This is a genomic window from Shimazuella alba (assembly GCF_009831235.1).
In the GTDB taxonomy this organism is placed as follows: domain Bacteria; phylum Bacillota; class Bacilli; order Thermoactinomycetales; family Thermoactinomycetaceae; genus Shimazuella; species Shimazuella alba.
Window position 1 is genome coordinate 89,258 of the sequence record NZ_WUUL01000008.1, and the last position, 15,064, is coordinate 104,321.

Annotated in this window: 20 protein-coding genes and 2 other annotated features; all 20 genes read left to right on the forward strand. The window is 39.9% G+C overall.

Translation table 11 applies throughout. The features are described from left to right. The first annotated feature begins 5 nt into the window (after positions 1-5). The 20 genes from disA (at position 6) to GSM42_RS12915 (ending at position 14,921) form a co-directional block, all read left to right on the forward strand. Positions 6-1,079 carry a DNA integrity scanning diadenylate cyclase DisA gene (gene disA / locus GSM42_RS12820; protein ID WP_160801934.1) on the forward strand — a complete coding sequence of 358 codons (1,074 nt, stop codon included), beginning with the start codon at positions 6-8 and terminating at the stop codon, positions 1,077-1,079. A gap of 175 nt (positions 1,080-1,254) precedes the next feature. After that, positions 1,255-1,959: a CDP-diacylglycerol--serine O-phosphatidyltransferase gene (gene pssA / locus GSM42_RS12825; protein WP_160801935.1), complete on the forward strand. Its 705-nt coding sequence runs from the start codon at positions 1,255-1,257 to the stop codon at positions 1,957-1,959. 485 nt (positions 1,960-2,444) lie between these two features. After that, positions 2,445-2,945, forward strand: a complete 501-nt coding sequence (locus tag GSM42_RS12830) for a CarD family transcriptional regulator (RefSeq protein ID WP_338055299.1) — start codon at positions 2,445-2,447, stop codon at positions 2,943-2,945. Positions 2,946-3,124: 179 nt separating this feature from the next. Next, the gene (locus GSM42_RS12835; protein ID WP_160801937.1) at positions 3,125-4,225 is read left to right on the forward strand and encodes a PIN/TRAM domain-containing protein; all 1,101 of its coding nucleotides are present in this window, start codon (positions 3,125-3,127) and stop codon (positions 4,223-4,225) included. 79 nt (positions 4,226-4,304) lie between these two features. Next, positions 4,305-5,000, forward strand: coding sequence for a 2-C-methyl-D-erythritol 4-phosphate cytidylyltransferase (ispD, locus tag GSM42_RS12840; RefSeq protein WP_338055296.1), 696 nt, complete (start codon positions 4,305-4,307; stop codon positions 4,998-5,000). 5 nt (positions 5,001-5,005) lie between these two features. Continuing rightward, positions 5,006-5,494: a 2-C-methyl-D-erythritol 2,4-cyclodiphosphate synthase gene (gene ispF / locus GSM42_RS12845; protein WP_160801938.1), complete on the forward strand. Its 489-nt coding sequence runs from the start codon at positions 5,006-5,008 to the stop codon at positions 5,492-5,494. 79 nt (positions 5,495-5,573) lie between these two features. Next, positions 5,574-5,784, forward strand: a binding site (T-box leader). 46 nt (positions 5,785-5,830) lie between these two features. Beyond that, positions 5,831-6,544, forward strand: a complete 714-nt coding sequence (gene cysE, locus GSM42_RS12850) for a serine O-acetyltransferase (protein ID WP_237446596.1) — start codon at positions 5,831-5,833, stop codon at positions 6,542-6,544. Continuing rightward, positions 6,513-7,910, forward strand: coding sequence for a cysteine--tRNA ligase (cysS, locus tag GSM42_RS12855; RefSeq protein WP_160801940.1), 1,398 nt, complete (start codon positions 6,513-6,515; stop codon positions 7,908-7,910). Before cysE ends, cysS begins: the two co-directional genes overlap by 32 nt. Further along, positions 7,907-8,341, forward strand: a complete 435-nt coding sequence (locus GSM42_RS12860; RefSeq protein ID WP_160801941.1) for a Mini-ribonuclease 3 — start codon at positions 7,907-7,909, stop codon at positions 8,339-8,341. The genes cysS and GSM42_RS12860 overlap by 4 nt, the downstream gene beginning before the upstream one ends. Before the next feature lie 2 nt (positions 8,342-8,343). Continuing rightward, positions 8,344-9,087, forward strand: coding sequence for a 23S rRNA (guanosine(2251)-2'-O)-methyltransferase RlmB (gene rlmB, locus GSM42_RS12865; RefSeq protein ID WP_160801942.1), 744 nt, complete (start codon positions 8,344-8,346; stop codon positions 9,085-9,087). Between the two features lies 1 nt (position 9,088). Then, positions 9,089-9,595: an NYN domain-containing protein gene (locus GSM42_RS12870; protein ID WP_160801943.1), complete on the forward strand. Its 507-nt coding sequence runs from the start codon at positions 9,089-9,091 to the stop codon at positions 9,593-9,595. Between the two features lie 81 nt (positions 9,596-9,676). Beyond that, positions 9,677-10,339, forward strand: coding sequence for an RNA polymerase sporulation sigma factor SigH (sigH, locus tag GSM42_RS12875; RefSeq protein ID WP_202404907.1), 663 nt, complete (start codon positions 9,677-9,679; stop codon positions 10,337-10,339). 357 nt (positions 10,340-10,696) lie between these two features. Next, the gene (gene rpmG / locus GSM42_RS12880) at positions 10,697-10,846 is read left to right on the forward strand and encodes a 50S ribosomal protein L33 (protein ID WP_083964250.1); all 150 of its coding nucleotides are present in this window, start codon (positions 10,697-10,699) and stop codon (positions 10,844-10,846) included. Positions 10,847-10,864: 18 nt separating this feature from the next. Further along, positions 10,865-11,092: a preprotein translocase subunit SecE gene (gene secE / locus GSM42_RS12885; RefSeq protein ID WP_160801944.1), complete on the forward strand. Its 228-nt coding sequence runs from the start codon at positions 10,865-10,867 to the stop codon at positions 11,090-11,092. 43 nt (positions 11,093-11,135) lie between these two features. Beyond that, on the forward strand, positions 11,136-11,669 hold the full coding sequence (gene nusG / locus GSM42_RS12890; protein WP_160801945.1) for a transcription termination/antitermination protein NusG: 534 nt from the start codon (positions 11,136-11,138) through the stop codon (positions 11,667-11,669). A 245-nt stretch (positions 11,670-11,914) separates the two neighbouring features. Then, the gene (gene rplK, locus GSM42_RS12895; RefSeq protein ID WP_160801946.1) at positions 11,915-12,340 is read left to right on the forward strand and encodes a 50S ribosomal protein L11; all 426 of its coding nucleotides are present in this window, start codon (positions 11,915-11,917) and stop codon (positions 12,338-12,340) included. Between the two features lie 69 nt (positions 12,341-12,409). Then, the gene (gene rplA / locus GSM42_RS12900; RefSeq protein WP_160801947.1) at positions 12,410-13,108 is read left to right on the forward strand and encodes a 50S ribosomal protein L1; all 699 of its coding nucleotides are present in this window, start codon (positions 12,410-12,412) and stop codon (positions 13,106-13,108) included. 33 nt (positions 13,109-13,141) lie between these two features. Then, positions 13,142-13,252: a sequence feature (ribosomal protein L10 leader region), on the forward strand. 49 nt (positions 13,253-13,301) lie between these two features. Then, the gene (rplJ, locus tag GSM42_RS12905) at positions 13,302-13,814 is read left to right on the forward strand and encodes a 50S ribosomal protein L10 (RefSeq protein ID WP_160801948.1); all 513 of its coding nucleotides are present in this window, start codon (positions 13,302-13,304) and stop codon (positions 13,812-13,814) included. Between the two features lie 84 nt (positions 13,815-13,898). Further along, positions 13,899-14,264, forward strand: a complete 366-nt coding sequence (gene rplL / locus GSM42_RS12910; RefSeq protein WP_160801949.1) for a 50S ribosomal protein L7/L12 — start codon at positions 13,899-13,901, stop codon at positions 14,262-14,264. A gap of 54 nt (positions 14,265-14,318) precedes the next feature. Then, a complete protein-coding gene (locus GSM42_RS12915; protein ID WP_160801950.1) occupies positions 14,319-14,921 on the forward strand; it encodes a methyltransferase in 603 nt (200 codons plus the stop codon). Positions 14,922-15,064 lie beyond the last annotated feature (143 nt).

The following is a 15,064-nucleotide window of genomic DNA, read 5'->3' on the forward strand; positions in this document are numbered from 1 at the left end:
ATAAGTTGCGAGAGGAAAAAACAGAACACATTGATGATATGCTGACATTAATAGCACCAGGTACTGCTTTTCGGGAAGGTTTGGATAATATTTTAGGTGCAAAAACTGGTGCACTTATCGTGATGGGTTATGACAATTCAGTAGCTGATATCGTAGATGGTGGTTTTCACATTGATTGTCCATTTTCGTCATCGTTCTTATATGAACTGGCTAAGATGGATGGAGCAATCATCTTGTCAAATGATGGAAAACGTATTTTGTATGCAAATGCACAATTGGTACCTAGTGCTACCCTTCCCTCGACCGAAACTGGAATTCGCCACCGAACTGCCCAGCGAACTGCTCGCCAAACAGGGAAATTGGTTGTGTCTATTTCCCAACGTCGTAACACCATTACACTTTACAAAGGGATGATACGTTATTCCTTAAAAGATATTCGTGTCATACTGACAAAAGCGAATCAAGCTGTTCAAACTTTAGAAAAATATAAATCTGTTCTGGATCAAGCAACAACAAACCTCAGTGCTTTGGAATTTGAAGAATTGGTTACGTTGGATGAAGTAACGACTGTGCTGCAACGTATGGAAATGGTTTTGCGTGTGAAACGAGAGATCGATAGTTATATACATGAACTAGGGATCGAAGGTCGCCTGATCCGTATGCAATTGGATGAATTAATGGGTAATATGGAGCAAGAAGCATTTTTATTGGTAAAAGATTATGCAATCGATAGCGATCAGTATCCACCTGAAAAAGTATTTGCTGCTTTAAAACAATTGTCAGCAGATGAATTATTAGATCATCAAGTGGTAGCAAAGTTAATTGGCTATCCTGGGCCATTAAATCTTCAAGAAGAGTCGGTATCAGCAAAAGGATATCGAATCCTTTGTAAAATTCCACGTATACCTAGTACCGTTGTCCAAAAATTAGTGGAACGTTTTGAGGTATTGCCCCAGATGATGTTGGCAACGATGGATGAATTAGACGAAGTGGAAGGGATCGGTGCTGTTCGTGCGAGGGCTGTGCAAGATGGATTAAAGCGGATTAGAAGCCAAGTATTTATTGACCGTCATTTGTAATGTTCCGTTAAATGGTGTATGCTTGCCTTTAAAATTGAATATTTTGGTGAATGCCTATTTTACTTGTGGTAGAATGTCTGTATGAATTAGATTGGATACCACAAACTTATCATCCACCAACCACATCAATTAACCCCTTGATAAACTCGGTTTCTGATCTCTAGGAGGTTCCACTATGTTTGCAAGAGTTTTACCTAATCTATTCACAGTGGGGAACTTATTTTTAGGTATTATGGCTATCTTATTAGCGATGAACAACCACTGGGAATATGCAGCAATTACCGTTATCATCGGAATGTTGCTGGATGGTTTGGATGGCAGAGTAGCTCGCATGCTTAACACACAGAGTGAATTTGGCAAAGAATTGGACTCATTATCTGATGTTATAACTTTTGGTGTGGCCCCAGCAATTATTATGTATGTTTCTGTTTTGAAGCATTTTGGTACAGAAGGATGGTTTATTACTGCGATCTTTCCTATCTGTGGTGCACTGCGTTTAGCACGCTTTAATGTTCAATCGAGCCCAAAAGGTTATTTTATTGGATTACCAATTACTGCGGCAGGTGGCATACTGGCAACGATGGCATTGTATGACAAGTACGTAGATAGTCATTATATCATGGTAATTGGTATGCTCTTTTTATCATTCTTAATGGTAAGCCAGATCAAGTATCCAGCATTTAAGAAGATGAAGGCTCCAAAAGCTTTTATTTGGATATCCAGTATCTTTATCGTAGCTATCGCGATTTCAGCGATTTTTTATCCAGCACAATTACCAATGGTCATCTTTGTACCACTTGCGCTCTATGCGCTCTATGGATTGAAAAAATCCCTTAATCGCAGACGAGCAGAAAAAAATGAAGAACCAGTTGAAGATTAGAAAACCAACCCTATTCTGTAATAGGGTTGGTTCTTTTTATGAATTGTAGATGACGGTGATAAGCATATAACAGAAATTAATTACGATAAGTAAGGGAAAATCCCTGAGATTTTTGTTATTTTGTTCGCAAGTTAGGGAACTCACTGTTAAGAAATCTTTACAGTAAGGTTTCATCCATGAAAAACACATATTTACATGATAAAATACTTGAAAATCTTGATGATGGATATTCTTCCTCCGAAAATATCAACATCATTTATCAAGAGGTCTATATGTTATATGAAAGTAAAACCTTAAATTGTATCGAGGAGTTTCTGTGATTATTTTACAAATTTATTAAATCGATGGAAAGATTCCTTTGCTTGTAGAAAAGATTCAAAAAAAGTCGTTGACGCATTTCTGTTATTATGCTAATATGTTCTGTTTGTTTTGATTGACATAACTGCCGCTTTGTGATATCTTGGAAATAGACATTGTCTATGGAGGTGGCCCGTTTGTTCAACATAGGTGACAAAGTGGTTTACCCAATGCATGGAGCCGGCGTTATTGAGTCAATCGAAGAGAGAGAAATTTTGGGTGAACGTCAACAATATTATATTATGCGTATGCCGATTGGGGACATGAAGGTGATGGTTCCTCTCAAAAATGTAGACACAATTGGTTTACGAGAAGTGATTGATGATAATACCGTTGAGCTTGTACTGCAACGAATGAGACAGTTTGAAGATGATGATACTACTAACTGGAACAGAAGATTTCGAGCAAATTTAGATAAAATGAAAACAGGAGATATTTATGATGTAGCTGAAGTTGTTCGTTCTCTCATGCGAAGAGATGGCGAAAAAGGCTTATCAACTGGTGAACGGAAGATGCTTGACAATGCTAAGCAGATTTTGATCAGTGAGTTTGTTCTTGCGCGCGACTTAGAAGAAGAACAGGCTTTTCAGCTCATAGATGGAGTAATTACTAGCGAAGAGCAGCAATAGTAATGTGAAGTAAACCATATTGTGTTTGCTTTAGACTCAGCCCTAGTTCCTTTATGTAGATAAGATAAATTATTTGCTTTTTATCTACAAAAATAAATTTTCTTGGATTCGATTATTCTGACTATCATTTGTTTATAATGATAACAACTAGAGTTGATAAGAGAGGGGGTGAAGCCCCAATGATGAAACGTTTTGTGCAACTCGCTTTCGCACTTGTTGGAGCATCCGCTGGATATTATTTAGGACCTAAAATATTTGGGGTGCTTCTCAGGTCTCCTCTGAATTTGGGTGAAGTTCCTGCACCAAACTTGGTTGGAGCAATTCTTGGGGCAATCATTCTATTTGTGGTAGCCATGTGGGTGGCTGACCCTATTGTATCGTGGATTAAATGGGTTGAAGAAAGATTGGTAAAGATACCTGCGGCAGATGGACTTTTTGGTGCGCTTGGCCTCATCTTTGGACTCATAATTGCGTTTTTAATTCAGCAACCACTGTCTCAACTGCCTAATATTCCAGGTGTATCACGTACTTTACCATTTGTATTATCTGGATTTCTTGGATATATTGGTTTTCGATTAGGTTATAAAAAACGTGATGAATTGATTACTATTTTTACCCTTGGTAGACAATCAAGAGAAAAAGCTAGGCAAAAAGAGAAACAAGCAGCTATACAAGAACATAAGATCTTGGACACAAGTGTAATTATCGATGGTAGGATTGCTGATATCTGTCGGACAGGATTTCTAGAAGGCACGCTTGTGATCCCAGGATTTGTACTGGAAGAATTGCAACATATTGCAGATTCATCTGATTTGCTAAAACGCAATCGTGGTCGCCGTGGCCTCGACATTTTGAATAAGATTCAAAAAGAATTAGATGTGAAAGTAATGATTTACGAAGGTGACTTTGAAGATATTCAAGAAGTAGATAGTAAACTGGTGAAGTTGGCGAAAGTACTTGGTGGTAAAGTAGTGACCAACGACTTTAATTTGAACAAAGTTTGTGAATTACAAGGTGTGAAAGTGCTAAATATTAATGATTTAGCTAATGCGGTTAAACCGGTTGTTTTACCTGGAGAAGAAATTCATGTTCAAGTGATCAAAGACGGAAAAGAACATGGTCAAGGTGTTGCTTACTTAGATGATGGCACGATGATTGTGATTGAAGGCGGACGTGAGTTTATCGGGGATGAGATTGATGTACTCGTCACCAGTGTACTTCAAACATCTGCAGGTCGGATGATTTTTGCAAAACCAAAATTATTAGAACGTGCTCTATAGCCCAGTTTGCATACTGGGCTTGTTTTCTGTTTGAAATGTGGTATCCTCAGCTCAGAGATGATAAAAAGGAGTAAGAGAAGTGGGCATAGGTGTAGTGATTCCAGCAGCAGGAATTGGGAAACGAATGAACAGCACTATCCCCAAACAATTTTTAGAGCTTTCTGGAAAGCCGATTTTGATACATACACTAGAAGTATTCCAACAACATATACTTATTGATGAAATAACTGTGGTGACGAATGAAGCTAGTTTTTCACAAGTGAAGCTGTTTGTTGAAAGATATGAATTGAACAAAGTGAAACAGATTGTGATAGGCGGGAAAGAACGTCAAGATAGTGTTTATGTGGGGGTAGTAGCTACAAATACGGATTGGATTATGGTGCATGATGCTGTTCGTGCTTTTATTACACCTGAAGAGATTAGTCGTTTAGTGGAAGCGGGAAAAGGGAATCATCAAGCAGTAACACTTGCTGTACCAGTGAAGGACACAATCAAAAAGGTAAATCGAAACGGTGTAGTAGAAGAGACTCTTAAACGAGACCAACTTTGGAGTATCCAGACTCCACAGCTTATCCATAGAGCTTTATTGCTCCATGCCCATGAACAAGCATCTAAACAGCATGTAAACGCAACAGATGATGCTATGTTGATTGAATTACTTGGGGAACCCGTACATGTAGTAGAAGGAGAATATACAAACATCAAGGTTACCACTCCAGATGATATTTATCTTGGGGAAGCAATTTTGGCAAAGAGACAGAAAGGTAGCGTATAAACACCATGATTCGATTTGGACAAGGATTTGATGTGCATCAACTAGGGGGATCAGGGCCTTTGATTATAGGAGGGATTCATATCCCTTATGATCAGGGACTGATTGGTCACTCTGATGCAGATGTACTACTTCATACCATTACAGATGCGATATTAGGAGCACTAGCAATGGGGGATATAGGAAAACATTTTCCAGATACTGATATGGCATACAAAGGTGCGGATAGTGCCGTTTTGCTTCATGATGTTTGGCAAATGGTGAAAGAGAAAGGCTATGTTTTAAATAATTTAGACGCAACCATCATTGCCCAGAAACCGAAAATGGCTCCATATATTCCTCAAATGGTAGAGCGGATTGCCCAGTTGCTAGAAGCAGAAGCAGGTCAAATAAATGTTAAGGCAACAACAACCGAACAACTTGGTTTTACAGGGAGAAAAGAAGGGATTGCTGCGATGGCTGTCGTAGCTTTGGTAGATAAGAGAGGTTCAAACTAGATTGAAGTAGTCGTGTAGGGAATTTTCTGTTGTGAGGAAATCTTGACAAACATATTTAGCTCTAACAGAATATAATGAAGAGAAAGCGATGATTAGGAGAAGTAAGGCAAGTCAACATTTCAGAAAGAAGCTGGTTGATGCAAAGCTTTATGTTGACTGCTTGAAATGCCCCTATGAGTGATCACTTGAATGAAGAGTAGGGTGATCCGGTTCACTACCGTTATTAGTTGAAAAGTGGGACTAAGTTTATTCCAAACAGAGTGGGACCGCGGATTTTTTCCGTCTCTGTAGCCATGGCTACAGGGGCGGTTTATTTATGAGAAGGGAATGGTTATTTTGTCAATTCTCAGTAAATGGAGAAATTGCAAACGAAATATCCAAGCTGACATTCAAGCAGTATTTGATCGAGATCCAGCAGCACGGACAACTTTAGAAATCATTCTTACTTATTCAGGCATTCATGCACTTTGGTCTCATCGATTTGCTCATTTTCTCTACCGTCACAAAGCTTTTCTGCTTGCGAGAATGGTATCACAAGTAAGTCGTTTCTTTACAGGAATTGAGATCCATCCAGGGGCTTCGATTGGAAAAGGTGTGTTTATTGACCATGGGATGGGTGTAGTGATTGGAGAAACTTGTGAAATTGGTGATTATGTAACCATTTTTCAAGGGGTTACACTTGGTGGTACTGGAAAAGAGAAGGGAAAGAGACATCCGACTTTGGAAGATCATGTGATGGTCTCCTCAGGCGCGAAGATACTAGGATCAATCCGTGTTGGGCGTTGTGCCAAGATTGGTGCAGGTTCTGTAGTTTTGCGAGATGTCCCTGCAAATTCTACCGTTGTAGGAGTACCAGGACGTGTTGTTGTCCAAGATGGAATAAGAGTGCAAGCTGATATGGATCATGTTAATATTCCAGATCCAGTAGCAGAGATGTTTCGTTCTATCCAAGATGAAATAGCTGCGCTAAAAATGGAAGTAGAGTGGTTAAAGAGACACACAGGGGGCAAATCATCAGATGACAGTCAAAGTTTACAACACATTGAGTAGAGAGAAAGAAATATTTGAAACAAATGGTCAAACCGTATCCATGTATGTTTGCGGTCCAACCGTCTACAACTATATTCATATCGGAAATGCTCGTGTATTTGTTTTTTTTGATGTAGTAAGACGATACCTTGCTAATCTGGGTTACAAAGTAACCTATGTACAAAATTTTACGGATGTGGATGATAAATTGATCAAAGCATCGATCGAAACGGGAAAAAGCGTAGCTCAGATCGCTGAAGAGTATACAGATGCATATTTTGCAGATATGGATGCATTGGGGGTTCATCGCGCAGACATTCATCCCAAAGCAACAGAGCATATTGGACAAATGATTGATGCGATTGCAACATTGATCAAAAAAGGAAAAGCATATGAAGTAAATGGAGATGTGTATTTTCGCACCCTTCGTCAGGACGGATATGGGAAACTTTCTCATCAATCAGTAGAGGATCTGCAGTCAGGTGCTCGTGTAGAAGTGAATGAAATCAAAGAGCATCCGTTTGATTTTGCCTTGTGGAAACGCGCCAAAGAAGGAGAAATTAGTTGGAATACTCCGTGGGGAAAGGGTCGTCCAGGATGGCATATTGAGTGCTCTGTTATGGCAAAAGAGTACTTAGGGGATACACTGGATATTCATGCCGGAGGCGTTGATTTATGTTTTCCGCATCACGAAAATGAAATAGCACAAAGTGAAGCATTAAATGATAAGCCATTTGTTCGCTATTGGATGCATAACGGTTTTATCAATATGGATAATGAAAAAATGTCCAAATCACTTGGAAATGTGATGCGTGTTTTTGATATGCGAAAAATGTATTCTGCAAAAGCGATTCGCTATTTCTTGCTTTCTGCCCATTATCGAAATCCTATAAACTTTACTAATGAAGTGATGAACCAAGCAGAGCAGAGTGTAGAAAGATTACAAACTTCTGTAGATAATTTACGTCATCGTCAGCAAACATCGTTATCTGGAGAAGTACCAAATGAATTAACAGCTCAATTGGAACAACTATCTGTTCAGTTTGCAGAGGCGATGAATGACGATTTCAATGCTGCAAATGGGATTACGGTGTTATTTGAGGCTGTTCGTACAGCAAACGAATGGTTATCCAAGCCAGTTTTGAGCAAGGAATCCATTCATTCGTTGCTTGATTGGTTTACCATTTATGGTGAACAAGTACTCGGCTTAGTAGATACCAATGCAGAGACTGTGCTGGAAGGTCAGATCGAAAAGTTGATCGAAGAACGCCAATCAGCACGCAAGCAGCGAAACTTTCAACGTGCTGATGAAATTCGAGATCAACTGCTGCATGCAGGGATTTTGTTGGAAGATACACCTCAAGGAGTTAGGTGGAAGAAGAAATGAGAGAGCAGCATCTATTTGGGACGCTGGGAGATTTAAAGCGTAAACCAGAAGAGCTACCCCCATTAACACTTGCATATATAGGTGATGCCGTACAAGAGTTATATGTACGGCATCATTTAATCGCTATGGGAGAAGTAAAACCGCAAAAGTTACAACAGAATGCAGTTCGTTATGTTTCGGCTGCTGCTCAAGCTCATGCTATTCAAGCAATTATGGATAAGTTGACCGAGGAAGAAGTTGCTGTCTACAAACGAGGTAGAAATGCAAAAACAACTAGCATTTCTAGACGAGCAAATGTAGGTCTTTACCGACAAGGAACTGGCTTAGAGACTCTAATTGGCTACCTTTACCTTATGGGACAAGCAGAAAGATTGGACCAGATCATGAAAATGTTAATAGAACTTGGACCATTAGAAAAGGAGAATAGGTAATCATGACGGATTGGATATTTGGTAAGCATGCGGTTTTAGAAGCTGCTTCTGCGGGAAGAGATATGGAGAAAGTATGGCTTGCAGAGGGAATGAAGAAAAAGAGTGTAGAAGACTTAGTTCGACAATTGGAAGATCAAAAAGTACCTTATCACTGGGTGCCGCGATCGAAATTAGATCAAGTAGCGGAAAATCAAAATCATCAAGGTGTAGCTGCACAAGTGAGCAGTTATCAGTATGTATCTGTGGAGCAAATAGTAGCAAATGCCAAACATAAAGGAGAGCATCCTTTTCTCCTCCTTCTAGATGGAATTGTGGACCCGCATAACTTAGGCACTGTTTTGCGTACAGCAGATGCAACAGGAGTTCATGGTGTCATTATTCCGAAACGGCGGGCAGTTGGCTTGACAGCAACAGTAGCAAAGATATCCGCTGGTGCGATCGAATATGTACCAGTAGCAAAGGTCACCAATATGAACCGAACAGCTGAATATTTGAAAGATCAAGGTGTTTGGTTAGTGGGTACGGATGGGGAATCCAAACAGTCGTATGAAACAGTAGATTATGATATGCCTGTAGCTTTAGTAATAGGTAATGAGGGCCAAGGAATTAGCCAGCAATTAAAGAAGAAATGTGATTTTCTTGTACGCTTACCGATGAAGGGAAGAGTATCTTCACTTAATGCGTCTGTTGCTACAGGTGTTATGCTTTATCAAGTATTGCAAAGCCGAAAGACAAAAGGTAATTAGGATGGAAGAATGGCTGGTAGTCGATGGATACAACATTATTCGTGCTAATCCAAACTATAGTAATGAAATAGAAGTTGCACGCGACGAACTAATCCATGATCTAATGGAGTACCAAGCGGTTTCCGGAATGAAAATTTTTGTGGTTTTCGATGCATATCGAATGGTAGGCTTACGAAACAAAGAACCAAAAAAAATAATTAAAATTATATTTACAGACAAGGAAGAAACGGCTGATGCTTGGATTGAGCAATTTGTTCGAAAGTACAAAGATGAGAAACGCCATATATATGTGGCGACTTCTGACTTTTTAGAGCAACGTATGGTTTTTGGACAAGGCGCTTATCGGATATCTGCGCGAGAATTTATTGATCAACTAACCCAATCTAAGAAGCGAATCAAAAATCATCTTAAAGCGAAGCACGTACCGAAAACGGCAAAAAACCCTCTCTGGGAAAGTATTCCTGAAGCTCTTAGACATAAATTGGAGAATTTTCGCAGAAAAAAATAGCGGAAAAATTGACGTTTTTGTTTCAATTCAATATAATAAGACTTGCCATTTTGAAATGCGACTTGGTCAGGGGGAAATATTTTGAGCATTGACCTACTATCTAGCAGTCCGAGGGATTTGGATAGGAGAGTCCTTTACCATCAGTTAGGCGATGAGGAACTAGTTAGAGATATACGTGTAGGAGACCAGGAAGCTCTAGAGTATCTCATTCATAAGTACAAAAACTTCGTTAGAGCCAAAGCCCGGTCGTACTTTTTAATTGGTGCTGATCACGAGGATATCGTACAAGAAGGTATGATTGGCTTGTATAAAGCCATTCGCGATTTTCGGGGGGACAAATTAGCTTCTTTTAAAGCGTTTGCAGAACTGTGTATCACAAGACAAATCATTACCGCGATCAAAACGGCAACAAGACAAAAGCATATACCGCTCAATTCTTATGTATCATTGGACAAGCCAAGTCACGATGACTCCGATCGGACGCTTTATGATACTTTGACAGGTGGGCGTACTAATCCAGAGGAAATATATATAAATCGAGAAGAGCATAGCGACATAGAAGATAAGATTTCCCAGATTTTAAGCGATTTAGAGCGGAAAGTGCTTATGTTATATTTAGATGGAAGATCTTATCAAGAGATCGCCGTCGACTTAAATCGACATGTAAAATCGATTGATAATGCTTTGCAGCGAGTAAAGCGAAAATTAGAGAAGTATTTAGATATTGAAGAAATCTCTTTGTGATCATTTGATCCCATTGTTCTACAAATTCGACAAAAAAGGACAAATACCTTTTCGGTAGATAAGAAAAAGTGTATATATTACGTCTCTTATCTATTTCGTAATGGGAGCCCTGTCGACAGCTGAGAAAACTTGATCATTGCAAGTTTTTTCGGTTATTTTACAGAGAATAATTTGAATCAAACATTGGAGTAGAGACAAAGGCATATGCACGAGTCTCTTTCTTTTTTAGAAAAAATAAGGTAAAAAAACTTCGTTGATTATCAATTTATTTGACCTGAGAGGGCTCTTATGTTAACCTAATTTGGGTATTTTCTATCGATATCGCTAGTTTATATGCTCCAAAGAGGAGGTGCGAAAATGCGAGTAAATGTTACGCTTGCATGTACAGATTGCCGTGAACGCAACTATGCGCTTACCAAAAACAAACGGAAACATCCAGATCGGATGGAGCTCCGCAAGTATTGCCCCCGTTGCAACTCACATACGCTACATCGGGAAACGAAGTAAATTGGGGTGGGAAGATAGATGGCTGTACTCACAAATATTGGACGCGGAATAAAGAGAAGTGTTAGTGGAACTACTGGCTTCTTTCGCTCTAGTTATCAAGAGTTTAAAAAAGTAAAATGGCCTACTCGCAAAGAGATGGTCAAATATACGACTGTTGTGGTTGCCGCTGTTGTAATCCTTACCATCTTTTTCTTCCTCGTAGATATGGGAATCGCGCAGCTAATCCAGTTGATTACTAAGAAGTAGATGGACGTCATAAGGGGGGACAGGGGTTTTTTTCCCTGATGGTATGGAAAAAAATTGGTATGTGGTGCACACATATTCCGGCTATGAAAACAAAGTAAAGACAAACTTGGAGAAACGATTAGACTCCATGGGAATGCAAGACAAAATCTTTCGTGTCATGGTGCCAATGGAGGAAGAGATTGAGCACAAAGATGGCAAGAAGAAGACAGTCATGCGGAAGGTTTTCCCAGGTTATGTGCTTGTGGAGATGATAATGACAGATGACTCGTGGTATGTTGTTCGTAACACTCCGGGTGTAACTGGCTTTGTCGGTTCTGCTGGTGCGGGCTCCAAACCAACACCTCTCTTGCCTGATGAAGTCCAAACGATTTTACAGCAAATGGGAGTCGAAGAAGTTCGAACCGTTGTTGATTTTGCACTTGGTGAAAGCGTGAAAGTAATCGAAGGTCCATTTGAAAACTTCGTTGGAGAGATCGAAGGTGTCGATGGGGACCGTGAGAAGCTAAAGGTTTTAGTCAACATGTTTGGAAGAGAGACACCAGTAGAACTCGATTTTGGACAGGTGGAAAAACTTTAGTAAAGAAAACTTGCCGATTGGCGAGCCTATAAGGCGAATCCAGAGGCTTAGTTGCACTTATGTCGATATGGAAAAATTTTTTTCCTGTATCGACCATCCAAAAAACTTTTCTTTTTACCGATAATGTGTTATTTTTATAAATGTTTGCCTGATCGGTTTGTTGTTACCGTGGGAGGGTGAAACCCGCGACCCTGGGACTCCAAATTCTTGGAGTGGGGCTACCACATTTGAAGGAGGTAAGAAGCATGGCCAAAAAAGTGATTAAAGTGGTCAAGCTACAAATCCCAGCTGGTAAAGCGAATCCAGCACCACCTGTTGGACCTGCTCTAGGTCAAGCTGGTGTGAACATCATGGGCTTTTGTAAAGAGTTTAACGCACGTACTTCAGAACAAGCTGGTTTAATCATTCCTGTAGTGATTACCGTTTTTGAAGATCGTTCTTTTACTTTTGTGACCAAAACTCCACCAGCTGCAGTTCTTTTGAAAAAAGCAGCAGGTATCGAATCTGGTTCTGGCGAGCCAAACACCAAGAAAGTGGCTACACTTTCACGTGATAAAGTTCGTGAGATTGCAGAAACAAAAATGCCTGACCTAAACGCAGCTAATGTAGAATCAGCAATGCGTATGGTAGAAGGTACAGCACGCAGCATGGGTATTGTTATAAAAGACTAATGATCCAGCCGCGGGTCATTCGTCTGGTGGGAGGATTTTCCGCTATCACCACATGAGGAGGTAATGAAAGTGGCAAAACATGGTAAAAAGTATCAAGAAGCGATTCAGAAAATAGATCGCGAAAAAGTATATGAGCCAGCAGAAGCATTGGAACTGGTAAAATCTATTTCTACTGCTAAGTTTGATGAAACAGTAGAAGCTGCTTTCCGCTTGGGGATTGACACGAAAAAAGCGGATCAGCAAGTAAGAGGGGCAGTGGTTTTACCTCATGGAACAGGGAAAACCAAACGCGTACTTGTATTTGCTAAAGGGGAAAAAGCAAAAGAAGCAGAAGCTGCTGGAGCTGATTTTGTAGGAGACGAAGAACTAGTTGGCAAAGTTCAACAAGGTTGGCTTGAGTTCGATGTTGTAGTAGCTACTCCTGACATGATGGGACAAGTTGGTCGCCTTGGACGAATCCTTGGACCTAAAGGTCTTATGCCTAACCCTAAAACAGGTACAGTTACCTTTGAAGTAGAAAAGGCTGTTAACGAGATCAAAGCTGGTAAGATCGAATATCGTGCAGATAAAGCAGGAAACATTCATGCAGCAATCGGTAAAGTTTCTTTCTCCACCGAACAACTTTCCGAAAACTTACAAGCATTGTCTGATGCGCTTACCAAAGCGAAACCAGCTGCTGCAAAAGGGACCTATATGAAAAACGTCAGTGTTTCTTCCACCATGGGACCTGGTGTTCAAATTAGCTCCTCTGCATTGAACGCTCGTTAATTGGAATAAACTGTTCGAAATTGAATAAGAAGATGAAATTCATCTTTCTTACCGTAGACAGTAGGTGTGCGACGGCACTTAATTTCCTACCGAGGTGAAAGCCACTGGCCTTCGTCCGTCTACGAAGGCTTTTTCTTTTTCCTAAAACTGTCTGCAATAACGTATTTTTACTCCACCCAAGGAGGTGTCCTGAATGTCCAAAGTACTGGAACAAAAACAACAAGTAGTAGCGGAAGTAAAAGAAAAGTTGAACACTAGTGTGAGTACAGTGGTAACTGACTATCGTGGTCTTTCTGTTGCGGAGGTGACAGAGCTACGTAAACAATTGCGCGAAGCTGGAGTCGAATACCAAGTATTGAAAAATACTTTGGTGCGTCGTGCTACTGGTGAAGTTGGTTTGTCCGAAATGGATCAGTTTCTTACAGGTCCTACTGCTATTGCATTTAGTAAAGAAGATGTTGTTGCTCCAGCAAAAGTTCTTCATAATTTTGCAAAAGAGCATAAAAATCTTGAGATCAAAGGTGCAATCGTAGAAGGTGCAGTAGTTGGTCCTGACAAAGTGAAAGAGATTGCATCTCTACCATCACGCGAAGGTTTACTATCTATGCTTCTTTCCGTTCTTCAAGCTCCAGTTCGCAACTTCGCTTATGTGGTGAAAGCTGTTGCTGATCAACAAGAACAACCAGAAGCTGCTTCTGCTGAGTAGTAGTATAAAAATACTGGTGATTTCTTGAAAATGCTAGTTTAGTAAAAAATAAAAAATCTAATAATCCTTTGGGAGGTACTATAAATGTCTAACGAACAAATCTTAGAAGCGGTAAAAAATATGACCGTACTAGAATTAAACGAATTGGTTAAAGCAATTGAAGAAGAATTTGGTGTAACTGCTGCAGCACCTGTTGTAATGGGTGGCGGCGGCGGAGCTGGTGAAGCAGCTGCTGAGAAAACTGAGTTCGATGTTATCCTAACAAATGCTGGAGCATCCAAAGTTGGAGTTATCAAAGCTGTTCGTGGTATCACTGGTCTTGGCTTGAAAGAAGCAAAAGCACTAGTTGATGGAGCTCCATCCCCTGTAAAAGAAGCAGTTTCCAAAGAGGAAGCTGAAAAGATCAAAGAAGAATTAGAAGCAGCTGGCGCTAACGTAGAGGTAAAATAATTAAATGGACTCGCCTAATCTTGGCGAGTCCGTTTTCCTATCAGGGGGTCGCAAGTGTCTAATCATTACTATTCTTCTAAACCGGAATCGAAACATGAAAAAAGAATCATAGAGGCTCAGTTATGTGGGAATCTACTTTCTTTTCAAACGGATGCTGGGGTCTTTTCCAAAAAGGGGATTGATTTTGGTAGTAGGCTATTGATAGAAACGGTAGAACTCTCTGGAGTGAAGAGCCTGTTAGATTTAGGGTGTGGGTATGGGCCTGTCGGTATTTCACTTGCAAAAGCGAATCCATCTCTGAAAGTGCAGATGGTGGATGTGAATGAACGTGCTACTTTACTTGCAAAAGAAAATGCAAGAATCAATCATGTTGCGGCTCAGATTGAAGTAAAGATAAGTGATGGCTTTGACAAATTAGAAGGAGTACAGTTTGATGCCATTCTATGTAATCCCCCGATTCGAGTAGGGAAAGTATTTGTCTATGAACTTTTTGCTCAATCTAGAGATTTTTTATCCGAGAATGGTTCCTTATGGATTGTGATTCGAAAGCAACAAGGAGCAGCTTCCGCGAAAGAAGAATTGGCTCGGTTATTTCCTTACGTAGAGCAAGTCTCTCAGAAAAAAGGCTACTGTATTTTTCTCGCAAAAAACAATTGACACAGTATAATGCTTGTGCTAGTGTTATAACTTGCAGAAATCCTTTTAATATGTTAAACATTTTTGTGTTGGTTTATTTTTCCTATTTCTTGGTTAAGATAGTTTAATAGGTTTTATTTTTGGTATCCTTGTGGTAATTTTTT